This is a genomic window from Noviherbaspirillum sedimenti (assembly GCF_003590835.1).
Taxonomy (GTDB): Bacteria; Pseudomonadota; Gammaproteobacteria; order Burkholderiales; family Burkholderiaceae_D; genus Paucimonas; species Paucimonas sedimenti.
Genome location: NZ_QYUQ01000002.1, coordinates 4,292,354 through 4,306,910 on the forward strand (window position 1 = coordinate 4,292,354; position 14,557 = coordinate 4,306,910).

The 14,557-nt window shown below is 57.6% G+C and carries 17 protein-coding genes and 1 tRNA gene; 1 reads left to right on the top strand and 17 read right to left on the bottom strand.

What is annotated here, in order from left to right; translation table 11 throughout:
- Window positions 1-145 precede the first annotated feature (145 nt).
- The 17 genes from D3878_RS19925 to D3878_RS20000 form a co-directional block, all read right to left on the bottom strand.
- Entirely contained in the window at window positions 146-1,000 is an 855-nt protein-coding gene (locus D3878_RS19925) for a hypothetical protein (protein WP_119787072.1), read from the bottom strand.
- A gap of 604 nt (window positions 1,001-1,604) precedes the next feature.
- Window positions 1,605-1,898, bottom strand: coding sequence for a type II toxin-antitoxin system RelE/ParE family toxin (locus D3878_RS19935; RefSeq protein ID WP_119787073.1), 294 nt, complete (start codon window positions 1,896-1,898; stop codon window positions 1,605-1,607).
- On the bottom strand, window positions 1,895-2,203 hold the full coding sequence (gene relB / locus D3878_RS19940; protein ID WP_119787074.1) for a type II toxin-antitoxin system RelB family antitoxin: 309 nt from the start codon (window positions 2,201-2,203) through the stop codon (window positions 1,895-1,897). Before relB ends, D3878_RS19935 begins: the two co-directional genes overlap by 4 nt.
- 173 nt (window positions 2,204-2,376) lie before the next feature.
- Window positions 2,377-3,528: a hypothetical protein gene (locus D3878_RS19945; RefSeq protein WP_119787075.1), complete on the bottom strand. Its 1,152-nt coding sequence runs from the start codon at window positions 3,526-3,528 to the stop codon at window positions 2,377-2,379.
- Window positions 3,525-3,878: a HepT-like ribonuclease domain-containing protein gene (locus D3878_RS19950; protein ID WP_119787076.1), complete on the bottom strand. Its 354-nt coding sequence runs from the start codon at window positions 3,876-3,878 to the stop codon at window positions 3,525-3,527. Before D3878_RS19950 ends, D3878_RS19945 begins: the two co-directional genes overlap by 4 nt.
- Window positions 3,871-4,161: a nucleotidyltransferase family protein gene (locus tag D3878_RS19955; RefSeq protein WP_119787077.1), complete on the bottom strand. Its 291-nt coding sequence runs from the start codon at window positions 4,159-4,161 to the stop codon at window positions 3,871-3,873. The genes D3878_RS19950 and D3878_RS19955 overlap by 8 nt, the downstream gene beginning before the upstream one ends.
- A 161-nt stretch (window positions 4,162-4,322) precedes the next feature.
- Window positions 4,323-4,634 (bottom strand): hypothetical protein, encoded by a 312-nt coding sequence (locus D3878_RS23575; RefSeq protein ID WP_147384047.1) that lies wholly within the window; start codon window positions 4,632-4,634, stop codon window positions 4,323-4,325.
- A 190-nt stretch (window positions 4,635-4,824) separates the two neighbouring features.
- A complete protein-coding gene (fic, locus tag D3878_RS19960; RefSeq protein ID WP_119787078.1) occupies window positions 4,825-5,946 on the bottom strand; it encodes a protein adenylyltransferase Fic in 1,122 nt (373 codons plus the stop codon).
- A 151-nt stretch (window positions 5,947-6,097) separates the two neighbouring features.
- The gene (gene ychF, locus D3878_RS19965) at window positions 6,098-7,189 is read right to left on the bottom strand and encodes a redox-regulated ATPase YchF (RefSeq protein ID WP_119787079.1); all 1,092 of its coding nucleotides are present in this window, start codon (window positions 7,187-7,189) and stop codon (window positions 6,098-6,100) included.
- 162 nt (window positions 7,190-7,351) lie between these two features.
- Window positions 7,352-7,504 (bottom strand): hypothetical protein, encoded by a 153-nt coding sequence (locus D3878_RS23925; RefSeq protein ID WP_158592340.1) that lies wholly within the window; start codon window positions 7,502-7,504, stop codon window positions 7,352-7,354.
- Between the two features lie 197 nt (window positions 7,505-7,701).
- Entirely contained in the window at window positions 7,702-8,283 is a 582-nt protein-coding gene (pth, locus tag D3878_RS19970) for an aminoacyl-tRNA hydrolase (protein WP_119788028.1), read from the bottom strand.
- Between the two features lie 70 nt (window positions 8,284-8,353).
- Entirely contained in the window at window positions 8,354-8,947 is a 594-nt protein-coding gene (locus tag D3878_RS19975; RefSeq protein ID WP_119787080.1) for a 50S ribosomal protein L25/general stress protein Ctc, read from the bottom strand.
- A 98-nt stretch (window positions 8,948-9,045) separates the two neighbouring features.
- The gene (locus D3878_RS19980; protein ID WP_119787081.1) at window positions 9,046-9,996 is read right to left on the bottom strand and encodes a ribose-phosphate pyrophosphokinase; all 951 of its coding nucleotides are present in this window, start codon (window positions 9,994-9,996) and stop codon (window positions 9,046-9,048) included.
- Between the two features lie 110 nt (window positions 9,997-10,106).
- Window positions 10,107-10,183, bottom strand: a tRNA-Gln gene (locus D3878_RS19985).
- A gap of 84 nt (window positions 10,184-10,267) precedes the next feature.
- Complete coding sequence (ispE, locus tag D3878_RS19990) at window positions 10,268-11,122, bottom strand: 4-(cytidine 5'-diphospho)-2-C-methyl-D-erythritol kinase (RefSeq protein WP_119787082.1); 855 nt, start codon at window positions 11,120-11,122, stop codon at window positions 10,268-10,270.
- Between the two features lie 8 nt (window positions 11,123-11,130).
- Window positions 11,131-11,751, bottom strand: a complete 621-nt coding sequence (gene lolB, locus D3878_RS19995; protein WP_119787083.1) for a lipoprotein insertase outer membrane protein LolB — start codon at window positions 11,749-11,751, stop codon at window positions 11,131-11,133.
- On the bottom strand, window positions 11,748-13,550 hold the full coding sequence (locus D3878_RS20000; protein ID WP_199688217.1) for a tetratricopeptide repeat protein: 1,803 nt from the start codon (window positions 13,548-13,550) through the stop codon (window positions 11,748-11,750). The genes lolB and D3878_RS20000 overlap by 4 nt, the downstream gene beginning before the upstream one ends.
- Before the next feature lie 140 nt (window positions 13,551-13,690).
- On the opposite strand from D3878_RS20000, the gene mutM reads away from it, so the two are divergent.
- Complete coding sequence (gene mutM / locus D3878_RS20005) at window positions 13,691-14,512, top strand: bifunctional DNA-formamidopyrimidine glycosylase/DNA-(apurinic or apyrimidinic site) lyase (protein WP_119787084.1); 822 nt, start codon at window positions 13,691-13,693, stop codon at window positions 14,510-14,512.
- Window positions 14,513-14,557: the final 45 nt, after the last annotated feature.

Sequence of the window (14,557 nt, forward strand, 5' to 3'; positions counted from 1 at the left end):
GTAGGCGGATTTTTAGATACGCTCGCAGCACGTAATGCAACATGTTTCAACTCCGATCTGCTAAGTCAACCAGCTTAACCTCTGGGCCTCCACGGCTGCTACGATTGGAAAATGAAAGCCACGTTCCCGCGTGGCTTTCACCATTCTATACCTTGATTTCTACTGTGAATTCAACGGGCTCATTATCCTCGTCATAAACTTGGCTGACATTCATTGCAAAAGTTCTGAGCCAACGCAGTCGCTTTTCCGCTGGCCATTTTTCCCCGCGAACCGGTATCTTTTGCAATAAAGCCAGCAGCAACGGATCGAGATCCAATCCAACATTACCGACTTCATTTCCGTTGCCACCACTTCTATTCTTTTCCGGATTGGCTGCCGGCGGAATATCTTTACCGCCTACCGGCGGAGGTGGAGGAGCATCCTCAACATCAACCGCTGTAACCGTATTTCCATCTACTGAAACAATGCCGGTAACACGGAGATACTCGATGAGCAATGCGAGTTGGTCTTTATATTCCGGTGCCGCTCCAGCCTCTTCCGATAAGAACGCGATGGCCTCATCAACTGTAAGTGGCCGAAATGCCAGTTTGGGCAGAAGCGCAGTACAAAACCATGTTTTGCGGATTACTGGTGCTAGTTTGAGGGCAGCCTTGTCGCCATCCCACTTGTATCGCTCTGCATAAGAAAAAGCTTCTTCACTCGGTACGTTCTGTAACTTTACGCGCGCCAGTAAACCAGATTCAAGAAAAAACGGGTTGCAGACTGAAATGGTGCCGGAATGAAGGCCGGCGATTCTCGATACATCGTCATTGGAAACAGGCTTTCTTTCAGAACCGCTGGCAGCAGTAGTAGCGCGCAGAATGCCTAGCTGCTTCTGGACAGTGGCGCGATCAGTCGGTAACGCCTTATTCAGTTTTGGACGGACTGTTCGCACGATACGCTTCACGCGGCTCTCAGCCTCACTAGCAGCGTCAAACTCTCGCTCTTGATGTCCCGACATACTTGCCTCCCGTCTTCCAATTGCCAAAGTGTATCGTATACGAAAAGCAAAAGAAAAGCGGGAAATGCATTGTCACTCAACTTTGTTAAGTGCTAAACACTAAGCAACTGATTTTAAAGTATTTATCATTTGCGAAACTGAGAAGAAAGTTGTGATGCTCCGCTAATCGATTAAAGATATTATATTTTATTCAATGAATTTGGCGTGAATCACGTCTGGAATCGTTTCGTCGAAACGGGGATTACTTCATACTTGTGAACTTGGTTCTGACGCCGGCTCAAATTTGTCCAGTAAAGTATGTAATTGTCAAAATTTTACCTTCCAAGTCTGCTCGAATTGCGGCACTTTGCCTGATTCGAGGCCGAAAGGTATCGCAGACCTTGGAATAAGGGAATAATGGTTCACATCTCAGGTGAGAGCGCTAGCGGCACGATTGCACGCTTTTCTGCCCATGTGCTGGCGCGGTTAGTGCTCCTGATGCGAAATTATCATTATTGTAAATAATAGGCCCAATATCCTCATCCGTTATCAATTGCGAATCCACAGCGCAAGCCCTCCTTGCGAACTATGAGGAATTGTCTAATAGATGTCCCTGGCGAACGTATCAAGTATCCGGCATGTCATCGGGCCAGAATTGCGCGCTATGCAGCACACGCAGAATGTGCACAACATTGCCGGAAATGCGATATGCGACGATGTAGGACGTTCGACTGATGACCAGTTCTCGCGTACCTTCAACGCGGCCGGTGCGGCCGCCCTCGGGAAACTGGGCAAGTAATTTGACCTGCTCACTAATGCGATTATCCACGGCGATGGCGGCATGTGGATTGTCTTGCTCGATGTAATCGAAAATCTTGTCCCGGTCGTCAAGCGCACATTGCGACCACTCAAGCTTCACACTTCGCCTTTGGCAGCTTTCCGTAGTGCCGCAGCCCGACGCTTGGCGAAGTGCGCCTCGACCTGATCGTGCGGAATGGCCGGACGTGGATCATCCAGCGCTTCTTGCACCTTTGCTCGAAACCAAGTGTCATATACTGCAGGGTCGGTTGCGAATCCAAACGGCAGCGCCCCCTCGTTGGCAACGCGGGTCAGCAGGATGCGGACCGCATCCGAGACGGTCAAGCCCATATTCTCCAGCACCGCTGTGGCGCGGTCTTTCACGGCGGGGTCAATGCGTGCCTGCACCAGTGCATTGGCGGTCATGGGAATTCTCCTTGCGGATGGTTATTTTACATTGTAATTCAATTGAATTACAAGTCAAGTGCTCGCAGAATGATCGATACGTTCGGTCAAAACGATCAGACGAACAATTTCAGCGCACAATTGTCCGCAATCGACACACGGCGATACCCGCAACGGGTTTGACCGGGTTGCTTCTATTTTTGCCACAACCCGGCCTCGACCAGCCGGCGCACCAGCGCCCCGCGTTTGGCATGACGCACCATGAAGCGGCGCAATGCACGATCAAATTCTTCCTTGCCGGACACGAGCGCATAGGCATCCGCGAGATCGACAATCGCGCGTTTCGCTTCGTCATAGGCCGCCGCGGTGCCGCGTTCCGCATGGGGATGAATTGCATTCCAGCAGCGGTCGAAATCGACGGTCAGCGTCTTGAGATAAGCCTCGCGTTGCTTGCGCCGATCTGCTTCCTGTCGCGCCCGTTCTTTTGCCGCTTGTCCCTTGCGAAGCTTTTTCGCTTCCTCGGCGAGGGTCCGCAATTCGGTTACTTTGCGTGGCTTTGCCGGCGGCGCCACGTCGTCCCCGTTTTCCTTTCGCCAGGCGAGAAATTCTGACTTGACCCGGCGTTCCGCCTGGTGCGATGCGCCTTGCAATAGCAGATTGAAAACGATGCGCATCTCATTTCTGGATAGACCTGCCACCCACGCTTCAGCACTGTCGTCATCGTGCCATTCTTCGGCCTCTTGGCTGCCCGCTGCTGCAGCGCTTAGCAGGTCGGGATCGATTTCCAGAAATTCAACCAGCGCTTGCTGCGCAGCAGAAAGTTGAGACATTCCCGCTGGCACTTCCGGCTCGACTGCATTGTCGTCAACTTCGTCAGCGACAACACCGGCCAGCCAACCGAGATAAAGCGGGCGAAAATCGCCGCGCAACAACTCATCGCGCAGTGGCGCGAGACGTCCCATCCAGCTGCGGCCGTCTTCCATGCCGAAACGATCGTAGCTCTCGCTTTCGTCGAGCGACCAGTCGATAATCCAATGCGTGCCTACGTCAGCTACAGTCAGCGCACAGTCCGTCGTGTATCGTTTTAACTCGGATTCTGTGAATACGTCGTGCGGCACCCGCAGCGCCAATTTGCAACGGCACCAGTTGGCCGTATACACGAAGGCATCAAAATAGCGCTGCATCCAGTCAGCAGGGTTCCCCTTCAAACTGCCCCAGTGGTATTCGTTGACGAAACTCGTCGCCGTAATCGTTGCCCGCGAAGAGCGCGAGCGCAGTTCGGCCATGTCGTCGCGGCTCAGTGGCCGCTCGATGGCAGCGAATTCGTAGTATTGGTACTCGCTCACTGATGCGGTTCTTTAATATTTCGCAGCCCGAGCAGCAATACGGGGATGTCGTCCCGAATAATGCTCCACAAGGTGTCGTTATCGATGCCAAGATATCCGTGGATCAGCCGGTTGCGCGTGGCGATAATGAGCCGCCATGGAATCTGCGGGTTGGCTGCACGTACAGCATCCGGAATATGAGTTGCCGCCTCGCCTGTCAGTTCGAGATTACGCACAGTGGCATCATAATTCAGGCTGCTGGCAACGAAACTTGCCTGGTCGAACCCGTCCGTATAAGCGACTACTTTCTCGGCGAACTCAATCATGTCGTCGAGATAAAACCGCCATTCTCGCTGGCCGGACTCAGACATGCACCGCCTCCCTTTCAATAAACGGACGCAATTCCGTGCGTAGCGCTTTATCGGTTACCAGATCGACCTTGCTGCCGAACAGGTCTTCGAGATAGAACTGGACGCCAAAGTAGCGTGCCGACGTTGCCGGGCCATCGAAGGCAACCAGGATATCGATGTCGCTATCCGCCTTTGCCGTGTCGCGTGCGGTAGAGCCGAACAGCGCAAGGTCCATCACGCCGTAACGCGCAGCCAGAATCGATTTGCTCTGGGCGAGTAATTGAAGGGCTTGTGCGCGATTCAATGCAGTCTCCTCTTGATTGGCGGGGCGTCTGGCCAACGAGATGCTGGCGTGGTCGGGTTAATGTCTATGATGCAAAATTATCCTTATTGTAAATCGTGTGGCGGATTCCTGTGGCAAGACTGAAAGGTTTGTTTTTTTTACCTTTCTTGTTTTTGCCTGATTCAACTTTGCCATAAACCGGAAGTTTCCCCGTCCGGTATGGTAAATACGGTATCGAAATGCTGCTCCAGGCTTGCGGCGATGTGCTTATTTAATTCAGCACGTGCCAGTTCTCCTTCCATGCACTGAAGCATCCTTGGAACTTGCGGGGTGACGCCGTCTATTGGTTCAGCGTACGGCAAGTTCGCGCGCAAGAAACTTTTACGAATTTCAAAAACCTCTCTGCCGTAGGCTCTGGCCGGTGACGGCGGAATGCAGCCTGTTCTAAATGATGCGGAAGAACTCGACGAGGAGGCGCCGCAATTGTTGTTCATTTAAATGCGCCAATTGTCCTAACAGATGAGATTTTGCCGTTGCCATATTTCCGATTTCCTAATTACTATTCGGGAGTTGGTTGTCGGTCATACCGACCCATTTCATTCCCGTGCTTCTTGCCGGCGGAGGAAATTAAGCCTCCGGCCTCCCTTATCCGCTTCCTGTCCCATGCAACTACAGCCATGCCGATCATGCATAGGGTGTATACGCATTCCCATCCCGCACCAGCAACTGCATCAGTTTCGGGTGGATGAAAAGTTTTTCCTTGCCGACCTGCGTTTCGCGCAGCACGCCGATGGCGACGAGGTCTTTTAAATAGCGCGAGGCGGCCTGCCGCTGGGCGACCTGTTTATCCACCAGGTTGCCGATGCGGCAGTACGGCTGTTCGAAGATGACGTCCACCAGTTCGCGGCTATAGATTTTCGGCAGCTGCTCGCGCACATGGCCGGCGGTATGTTCGGCCAGTGCGAGGATGGCGGCAATCTTGGCGGTGGTCCAGCGCGCGGTTTCTTCCACTGCCTGCAGCATGAAAATCAGCCACGGTTCCCATTCCTGCTTGCGCGTGGTATCCAGCAGCAGGCGGTAGTAATCCGCTTTGTGGGCAATGATGTGGCGGCTCAGGTAAAGAATCGGCAGCGTGAGCAGCTCTTCCTGGATGAGAAAAAGAATGTTCAGCACGCGACCGGTGCGACCATTGCCGTCGGCAAAAGGGTGGATCGCCTCGAACTGATAATGTCCGATCGCCATGCGCACCAGCGGGTCGAGCCCGGTTTCATTGTGCAGGAAGCGTTCCCAATTGGCCAGCAGGCCGCGCAGATGGGCTTCGCCTTCCGGTGGCGTGTAGATGATCTCGCCATTGCGGTCATTGACCAGTTGGGTGCCGGGCGTACGGCGGATATCGATCTCGGCGGCCTTGATGATGCGATAGATGTCGACTGCTGTGGCGGTGCACAGCGGGCGCTGCGTCAGCGAGTGAAATCCGCGGTGAAGCGCGGTGCGATAACGCAGCGCTTCCTTGGTCGCGCTATCGGCCTGGTTGTCGCTGCCGTCGGCAAATTGAAACAGGCGGTCGGTGGTCGTGACGATGTTTTCAATCTCGGAGCTGTCTTTGGCTTCCAGCAACGGAATGGTGTTGATGAGCATCGTTTGATTCGGGATCAACTGGGCCGCTTGCTTCAGTTCGGCCAAGGCTGCGCGTGCCAGGATGCATTGTTTGAGAACGGCTTTGGTTTCCAGTTCGGCCGCCGGCGGCAGCAGGGGTAATTGGTTATAAGGTGTATCGGCGCGCCAAGGGAGGGCGGCATCTATCATGTTCTCTGAAGCGAATTTTGGCGACATATCGACAGCTTATGTCGCACGTGGCGACATGTCAATCAGATGTGTCGCTATTTTTCGATTCTATCGACATATTCGAGAATCATCGACTGATGCCGCGCGTGGCAACAGTCGATGAAGAATAGCCTTAGACGTTAAACAGGAAGTTCAGCACATCGCCATCCTTGACGATGTATTCCTTGCCCTCGGCGCGCATCTTGCCGGCTTCCTTGGCCCCTTGCTCGCCCTTGTAGGTAATGAAGTCGTCAAAGGCGATGGTTTGCGCGCGGATGAAGCCGCGTTCGAAATCGGTGTGGATCACGCCAGCCGCCTGCGGTCCGGTTGCACCCACCGGAACGGTCCAGGCGCGCACTTCCTTGACGCCAGCGGTGAAATAGCTTTGCAGGCCCAGCAGCTTGAAGGCGGCGCGGATCAGGCGATCCAGACCCGGCTCTTCCATGCCCATGTCGGCCAGGAAATCGATCTTGTCGGCATCGTCGAGGTCAGCGATTTCGGCTTCGATGGCCGCGCAGATGGCAACTACCGGCGCATTCTGTTTCTTGGCATACTCAGTCAACTGATCCAGCAGCGGATTGTTGGTGAAACCGTGGTCGGAGACGTTGCCAACGTACATGGCGGGCTTGGCCGTGATCAGGCACAGTGGCTTGATCAAGGCCATTTCCTCGGCATCCAGGCCCAGTGCACGTACCGGCTTGGCATCATTCAGATGCGGCATGATGCGTTCCAGCAGCGCCACCAGCTTGGCGGCATCCTTGTCGCCCGAGCGCGCCTTCTTGTTTTCGCGATGAATGGCTTTTTCGACAGTACCCATGTCGGCCAGCGCGAGTTCGGTTTCAATCACGGCAATATCGTCGAGCGGGCTGATGCGGCCGGCCACGTGGATCACATTGTCATCCTCGAAGCAACGCACCACGTTGACGATGGCATCGGTTTCGCGGATGTGCGAGAGGAACTGGTTGCCGAGACCTTCACCCTTGGAGGCGCCCGCCACCAAGCCAGCGATATCGACGAATTCGACGATGGACGGCACGATGCGTTCGGGCTTGACGATTTCCGCCAGTTGCTTCAGGCGCGGATCGGGCACTTCAACGACGCCGACATTGGGCTCGATCGTGCAGAAGGGATAGTTTTCCGCAGCGATGCCCGCCTTGGTCAGTGCATTGAACAGGGTGGATTTGCCGACGTTAGGCAGGCCGACGATACCGCATTGGAGACTCATAATATGTACAGAAGAAGGTGATCAACCCGCTATTTTACAGTAGCCGGAGACTACTTCTGCACGATGTTCAGGGATGTCGGCAAGTCGGTGGCAGGGATGTCTGGCGGTCACGCGCCGCGTGATGGGGGCGCAGCTTTGCGCGCTTCCGCCATTTTCCCAAAGTTACGGAAGAATGCCCGGGGTATCATAAGCATTCGGGGTGGTCGGATAGCCGCTGCTCATGTCCGAACCCATGCTGCCTGAACTGGAACCCTTAGTCATGCCGGTACATCCGGCAACCACCAACATAGCGAGAATAATCAATGCGTTTTTCATGATATGCCTCCGACAAATATTTTCGGATAATCTACTCTACGCCCCTAGCGGAAAGTAGATTCAGTATAGGACGTACATATGCACATCGCTAGTCGGAATGGCAAGAAATTTGATATGTAAAGTGGGTTGGTGCTTACTTGGGAACAGGATAGAACTTGTGTGCATCGCGCCCAGTCTTAGCGCGCGTCTATCACGGCTCAGGATGCCTTTGCGGAATGCAATTGCATCATTGCCGCTTCGAATTTTCCTTCACATAGCAGCGGCACAACCTGCAAGCTGTTAGCGATGGCATCGTCGATCAGCAGCTGTTCTTCGCGGCGCGGACGGTGCAGCACAAAGTCGACTACGGCTTGCTGTAGATTCATTGGACGCGGGTGACCGATGCCGATACGCAGGCGCCAGTAGTCCTGGGTGCCGAGCGCAGCGGTAATGTCCTTCAAGCCATTGTGGCCGCCCGATGATCCGCCCCTTTTGATTTTTGCGCTACCCGGCGGCAAGTCGAGTTCATCATGCGCGACCAGGATTTCATCGGCAGCAATCTTGAAGAAGCGCGCCAGCGCACCGACCGATTGCCCGGAGCGGTTCATGTAGGTTTGCGGCTCCAGCAGCCAGATTTCCTTGCTGGCAATGGTGGTCTTGGCGGCCAGCGCATTGTATTTCGCCTCGCGCGCCAGGCGGTTGGCGGCAAGCTGGTCCACCAGCCAGAAGCCGGCATTGTGGCGGGTCTGTTCGTATTCCGGGCCGGGATTGCCAAGGCCGACGATCAAGCGTATGGACATGGTGTATGCGAGAGTGAAAAAATGAAAAAAACCCGCCACCAGGGCGGGTTCTTCGATGGCCAATGCAGGATTACTTCTTTTCGGCTTCGCCTGCTGCTTCCACTTTACCAGCCGGCACCATGGCGGTGACGATGGTCGGATTGTCCTGGCCATGAACGGCGGCGACGCCAGCCGGCAACTTGATGTCGGACAAGTGCAGCGATGCACCGGCTTCGAGGGTCGACAGGTCGACTTCGACGAATTCCGGCAGATCCTTCGGCAGGCAGGTGATATCCAGTTCCGCGAACACGTGGCTGATGACGGCGGCGGACAGCTTGACGGCCGGCGAGACTTCCGCGTTGATGAAGTGCAGGGGCACTTTCACGTGGATCTTCTGGTTCGGATCGACGCGCTGGAAGTCAACGTGCAAGACCAATTGCTTGTATGCGTGCACCTGGAAATCGCGCAGCAGGACTTTTTCTTCCTTGCCATCGACTTCGAGGTCGAGGATCGACGAGTGGAACGCTTCTTTTTTCAGCGCATGATACAGCGCGTTGTGGTCGAGCTTGATAGCGGCCGGTGCGGTCGGGCCGCCGTAGACGATACCAGGGGTTTGGCCAGCAGTGCGCAGGCGGCGGCTCGCTCCGGACCCCTGCTCAGTGCGTGCAAATGCGATTACTTTCATGTTGATGCTCCAGTGTGTGCGGGACTTGCATCCCGCGGTAAAAATCCCCCGCGACCAGGGGATTTGGGAAGCCACTCAATATGAGCGACCAGTTAAAATCAGTCAGCGAATAATGACATCACCGAATCGCCCTTGGAAATGCGGCGGATCGTTTCAGCCAGCAATTCCGCGCAAGTCAGTTGGCGGATTTTCGGGCAAGCCTTGGCGGCATCACTCAATGGAATGGTGTCGGTGACCACCAGTTCGTCCAGCGGCGATTCGGTGATGCGCTGGATCGCCGGGCCGGACAGCACCGCGTGGGTACAGTAAGCCACTACTTTCTTGGCGCCGCGGTTCTTCAGGACTTCGGCGGCCTTGGTCAGGGTGCCGGCGGTATCGACCATGTCATCCATGATCACGCAGTTGCGGCCTTCAACGTCGCCGATGATGTTCATCACTTCGGAGACATTGGCTTTCGGACGGCGCTTGTCGATGATCGCCAGGTCGCAGTTCAGACGCTTGGCCAGCGCACGGGCGCGCACCACGCCGCCAACGTCGGGAGAGACCACCAGCAGGTCGTCGTATTCCTTGTTGACGAGATCGGAGAGCAGCACCGGCGAGGCATAGATATTGTCGACCGGGATATCAAAGAAGCCCTGGATCTGGTCGGCGTGCAAGTCCATGATCAGCACACGGTCGACGCCGGCTTCCTGCAGCATGTTGGCGACCACCTTGGCGGAAATCGCCACGCGCGCCGAGCGCGGGCGGCGATCCTGGCGTGCGTAACCGTAGTAGGGGATGGCGGCAGTGATGCGGCCGGCCGAGGCGCGCTTCAGGGCATCGACCATCAACATGATTTCCATCAGGTTGTCATTGGTCGGCGCACACGTTGATTGCAGTACGAAGACATCCTTGCCGCGCACGTTTTCATTGATTTCGACGACCACTTCGCCGTCGGAAAATCGCGAGACCAGCGCCTTGCCGAGTGGCAGGCCAAGCTGATTGGCAACCCCGATAGCCAATTCCGGATTTGCGTTGCCGGTAAAAACCATCAGGTTTTCGAGTGCCATGAGATCCCCAAAATGAATGCGTTAAAAGCTTAAAAAGCCGCCAAAACAGACTGGTTAGTCTTGCGTTGGCGGCTTGTTATTGATGTAGCTTGGTTTTTGCTAATGTTTATTGGCAGGGGAACAAGGATTCGAACCTTGGTATGCTGGAATCAAAATCCAGTGCCTTAACCAGCTTGGCGATTCCCCTACACAACCGGTTGTTTGTCGTTTCAATCGCGCCTCTTTGGGCGGCGCTTGCAACGCCAAACGAATCTGGTAGTTACGACCTATATTATATATCTGCAAGCGGGTGTTGTGCTATGGCCCGTGCTTTCCATGCTTTCCAGTGCGCCGGTACTGCTTTGAGTACCGCATCGGCATCGGGTTCATGCGCAAAAAAACTAAATACGCAGGCACCTGATCCCGTCATTCTCGCATCGCCGTATTTCTGTAGCCAGGATATGGCTTCGGCGACTTCGGGAAACAGCTTGGCAGCCACGACTTGCAAGTCGTTTTTTCCAAAGCCAACAGGGGCAGTGGAAAAGTCCAATATTGTGACGGGTTCCGTGTTCCTTGTCAATTCTTTTGCAGTAAAAATTGCCGGAGTTGGTACCGATACGCCTGGTTCGAGCACCACATACCAGCCATCCGGGGTGGTGACGGCGGTCAATTCCTCGCCGACGCCGGCGGCAAAGGCATTCTGGCCAAAGATAAAAAAGGGCACGTCGGCACCCAGTTTCAGGCCCAGTTCCATCAGTTGCCCGCGGTTCAGCCCTGCTTGCCACAAATGGTTCAGGGCAAGCAGGGTGGTGGCGGCATCCGAGGAGCCGCCACCCAGGCCGCCGCCCAGCGGCAGCTTTTTTTCAATGGCGATATTGGCGCCGGGCCGGTGGCCCTCGCCCAGGGTGGCTTGCAGCAGTCGGGCGGCGCGCACGATCAGGTCGCTGTCGGCATCCACGCCGGGCACGTCGCTGGTGCGGCAAATGACGCCGTCATCGCGCGTTTCGAAATGCAGGATATCGCCATGGTCGAGCAGCTGGAATACGGTTTGCAGCAGGTGATAGCCGTCGGCGCGGCGGCCGGTGACATGCAGGAACAGGTTGAGCTTGGCAGGCGCCAGGCAATCATTCAGGGTACGGGAGGGCATGTGGAGTGTTAATTGGCTTGCCAGTTGTCGATCACGATGCGCAGGCTGACCGGGCCGGCTTCCGCCGTCTGGCGCGCCAGATCGATGCGGCGCGGACGCACGGCATCGGCCGCGCCGGCCTGTTGCCAGCTTGTATAAACGATGCGCCAGCCATCCGGCGTGCTGACCGCGCTGCCGGGTTCGGCCGGCGCCACCCAGGGCTGGCTCCGCGCATCCCTGGCAAATCCTTGCAACCAGTCGCGCAAGCCGGCTACCGGCAGCGGCCAGCCAAGCGCGGTTTGCGCCAGCGCGTCGGCGTCCGCTGCGACCTTGGGTGCCTGGCCGGCCTGGGTCAGGCTGGCACCGCCGGCTTGCACCTCGATCACGGCCAGGGTCTGGCCGAGCGGGGAAAACAGGGTGAGCAGGGTGCGTTGCGGCGTTTGCGACCAGGAAAAGCTGCCGTGCAGGGCTTCATCGGCGCCACCACGGCGGTACTGGACCGACAGCCGTCCCGCCAGTTCAATCGTGTCGAGGTAAGCGCGCGGTGCCGGCCTGACAGCCGACACCGGTTGTTCGGCAGGCGGGATCAGCGCGGCGCAGCCGGCCAGCAGCCAGCATAGTGCGGCGACGCAGGCAAGGCGACGGCTCATGGCTGGACTTGCAGGCGTATCAGGGTGTTTTTCAGGGTGTCGTTTTGCGGATCCTTGATGCGGGCGTCGCGCCAGAATTTTTGTGCATCCTCCTTCTGGCCCTTGACCCACAGGACTTCACCCAGGTGCACCGCGATCTCGACGTCCGGACGCAGCGCAAAGGCACGCCGCAGCGTGTCCTCGGCTTCCTTCAGGCGGCCCATGCGGAACTGCACCCAGCCCATGCTATCCAGGATGAAGGGATCTTCCGGCGCCAGTGCGAGCGCCTTGCCGATCAATGCGAAGGCTTCCGGCAAGCGCATATTGCGGTCTGCCAGCGAATAGCCGAGGGCATTGTAGGCATGCTGATTTTTTGGCGCTTGCGCGATCACCTTGCGCAGGTTGCGCTCCATCAGGCCGAGCTGGTTGGCTTTTTCCGCCAGCATCGCCTGGTCGTACAGCAGGTCGACATTGTTCGGGTAGCGCCTGAGGCCGCTGTCGAGCACCGCCAGCGCATCCGGCAGACGGCCGGCATCGCGCAGGATTTGCGCTTCAGCAATCAGCACCTGCGTTTGCTCGCGTTCCTCCTGCGGATTCAGATCCAGCAGGACCTTGCGCGCGCCGATCAGGTCGCCGCGGCTGGCAAGCAGTTGCGCACGGCGGATTTGCGCGCCAACGTAAGCTTCGCCTGGATCGATCTGCGCCAGCCACTTGAGTGCGGCTTCGGTATCCTTGCGTTCCTCGGCCAGTTGTGACATCAACAACAGGGCCTGACTGGGGTCGCGCTCCTCGTCAGGCCGGGCGCTCAGCAGGTCAAGGTAGCTGCCGAGATATTTTTCGGCGGCCGGGTTGTCGCGGGTTTGCGCCGACAGGACGCCGAGAGCGTACAGCGTGGTCAAATCCTGCGGCTGGTCCTTCAGCAGCAGTTCGAACTGGCTGCGCGCTTCGCCATACTGTTTTTGCTCGACCAGCAGGCGTGCCAGCGCCAGCCGGGCTTCACGCGCCTTCGGGTAGCTGTCCAGGTAGGCGATCAGCGACTTGCTGGCCTCGGCCTTGTCGGTCGTGACCAGCGCCACCGTCAGCGCGGCCAGTTCGGATTCCGGTTTGGCCGCTTGCGCGGCCAGCGCTTCCTGACGCGCGCGGTCGCTGTCGCCGATCGCCAGCGCGCCTTGCGCCAGCACCAGACGGGTTTCCGGCGTGGCAAGGTAGGGCGTCAGTACCTGTTCCAGCATGGCGAAGCCGGCCGCCTTGTCCTTGGTACGCGCCAGTAAGCGCTGGATCTGGAACATCAGCATGGTGCGCGAGGCCGCCGGAATGTCTTGCAGCCTTTGCGCGAAAATCGGACCGGCTTCGGCCAGGCTGTCGGACAGCATCACGAAGCCGAGGAAATACTGGGTGGCCTGTTCCGAATCGGGCGCCAGCGTGCGCCAGACGCGGATTGCCGCCAGCGCTTCATCGTGCCGCTTGGCCGACAGGGCGATTTCCATGGCGCGCTGCGCCAGGCGCGGATCGCGCGTTTGCTGCGCCATGGCCATGCTGGCGACATAGGCGGTTTTCCAGTCGCCGCGCTGGGCGGCGATTTCAACGGTCAGCAACTTGTACAGGATATCCGGGCTCAAGGCCACCGGCGGCAGCGTCGCGGCGGATTCGGTTTGTCCGGTCTGCAGCATCCTGCGCAATTGCGCAGGCGTGGCGATGCGCTGTTTGGGCGTGGCAACGACCGTTTCCGACTTTTCGGATTGCGCCGCAGGCGGCGCGGTCATGGAGGCGCAGGCCGACATCAGCAGCGACAGCGTTACAATGGCGGGGGCGTTTTTCAAGGATCGGTCCTGTCAAATAGGGCTGAATGGCATTCTACGCCCAACCGGCGCCATTTGCGCACCCGTGGCCGCGGCATGAATAGCCGGCGCATGCCAGCCGATCAAGTTTCAAGAAGTGTAAAAAAGGATCAAGATTTCCCATGCCTGAATTGCCGGAAGTGGAAGTAACCCGGCGCGGCGTCGCGCCCCATGTCGAAGGTCAGACGGTCAGCGGCGTGGTGCTGCGGCACAGCGGTCTGCGCTGGCCGTTTCCGCCCGATCTCGACCATTTGCTGGTCGGGCGCACGGTGCGTGCTACCGGGCGGCGCGGCAAGTACCTGTTGCTGCGCTTCGATCATGGCACCCTGATCATTCATCTCGGCATGTCCGGTCACATCCGCATCCTGCCGGCGGCGACGCCGCCGCAAAAGCACGATCATGTCGACCTGGTGCTGGGAGCGCAGGCCTTGCGCCTGACCGATCCGCGCCGCTTCGGCGCCGTACTCTGGCATGACGCCGGGGAGGGCGATGTGGACGAGCATATCCTGCTGCGGCATCTGGGCGTCGAGCCGCTCGAGGCCGGCTTCACGGCCGAATTGCTGCACCGGATGACGCGCGGCCGTAGCGCGCCGATCAAGCAAGTGTTGCTGGCTGGCGACATTGTCGTGGGCGTCGGCAATATCTATGCTTCCGAAAGCCTGTTCAAGGCCCGTATCCATCCGAAGACGGCGGCCGGACGCATCAGCCTGGCGCGCTATGCCTTGCTGGCGGACGCCATCCGCGAAACGCTGGCAGCGGCCATTGTGCAGGGCGGCAGCAGCCTGCGCGACTTCATCAATGTCAATGGCCAATCCGGCTACTTCCAGCAGAGCTATTTCGTCTACAGCCGCGCCGGCCTGCCGTGCCGCGTCTGCGGCAAGCCGGTGCGGCAGATCCAGCAGGGGCAGCGCTCGACCTTTTACTGTGTAAATTGTCAAAAGTGATGGCGAATGCTAGTGTAGCGAGACAAAAGAATGAATCCGGGGAAC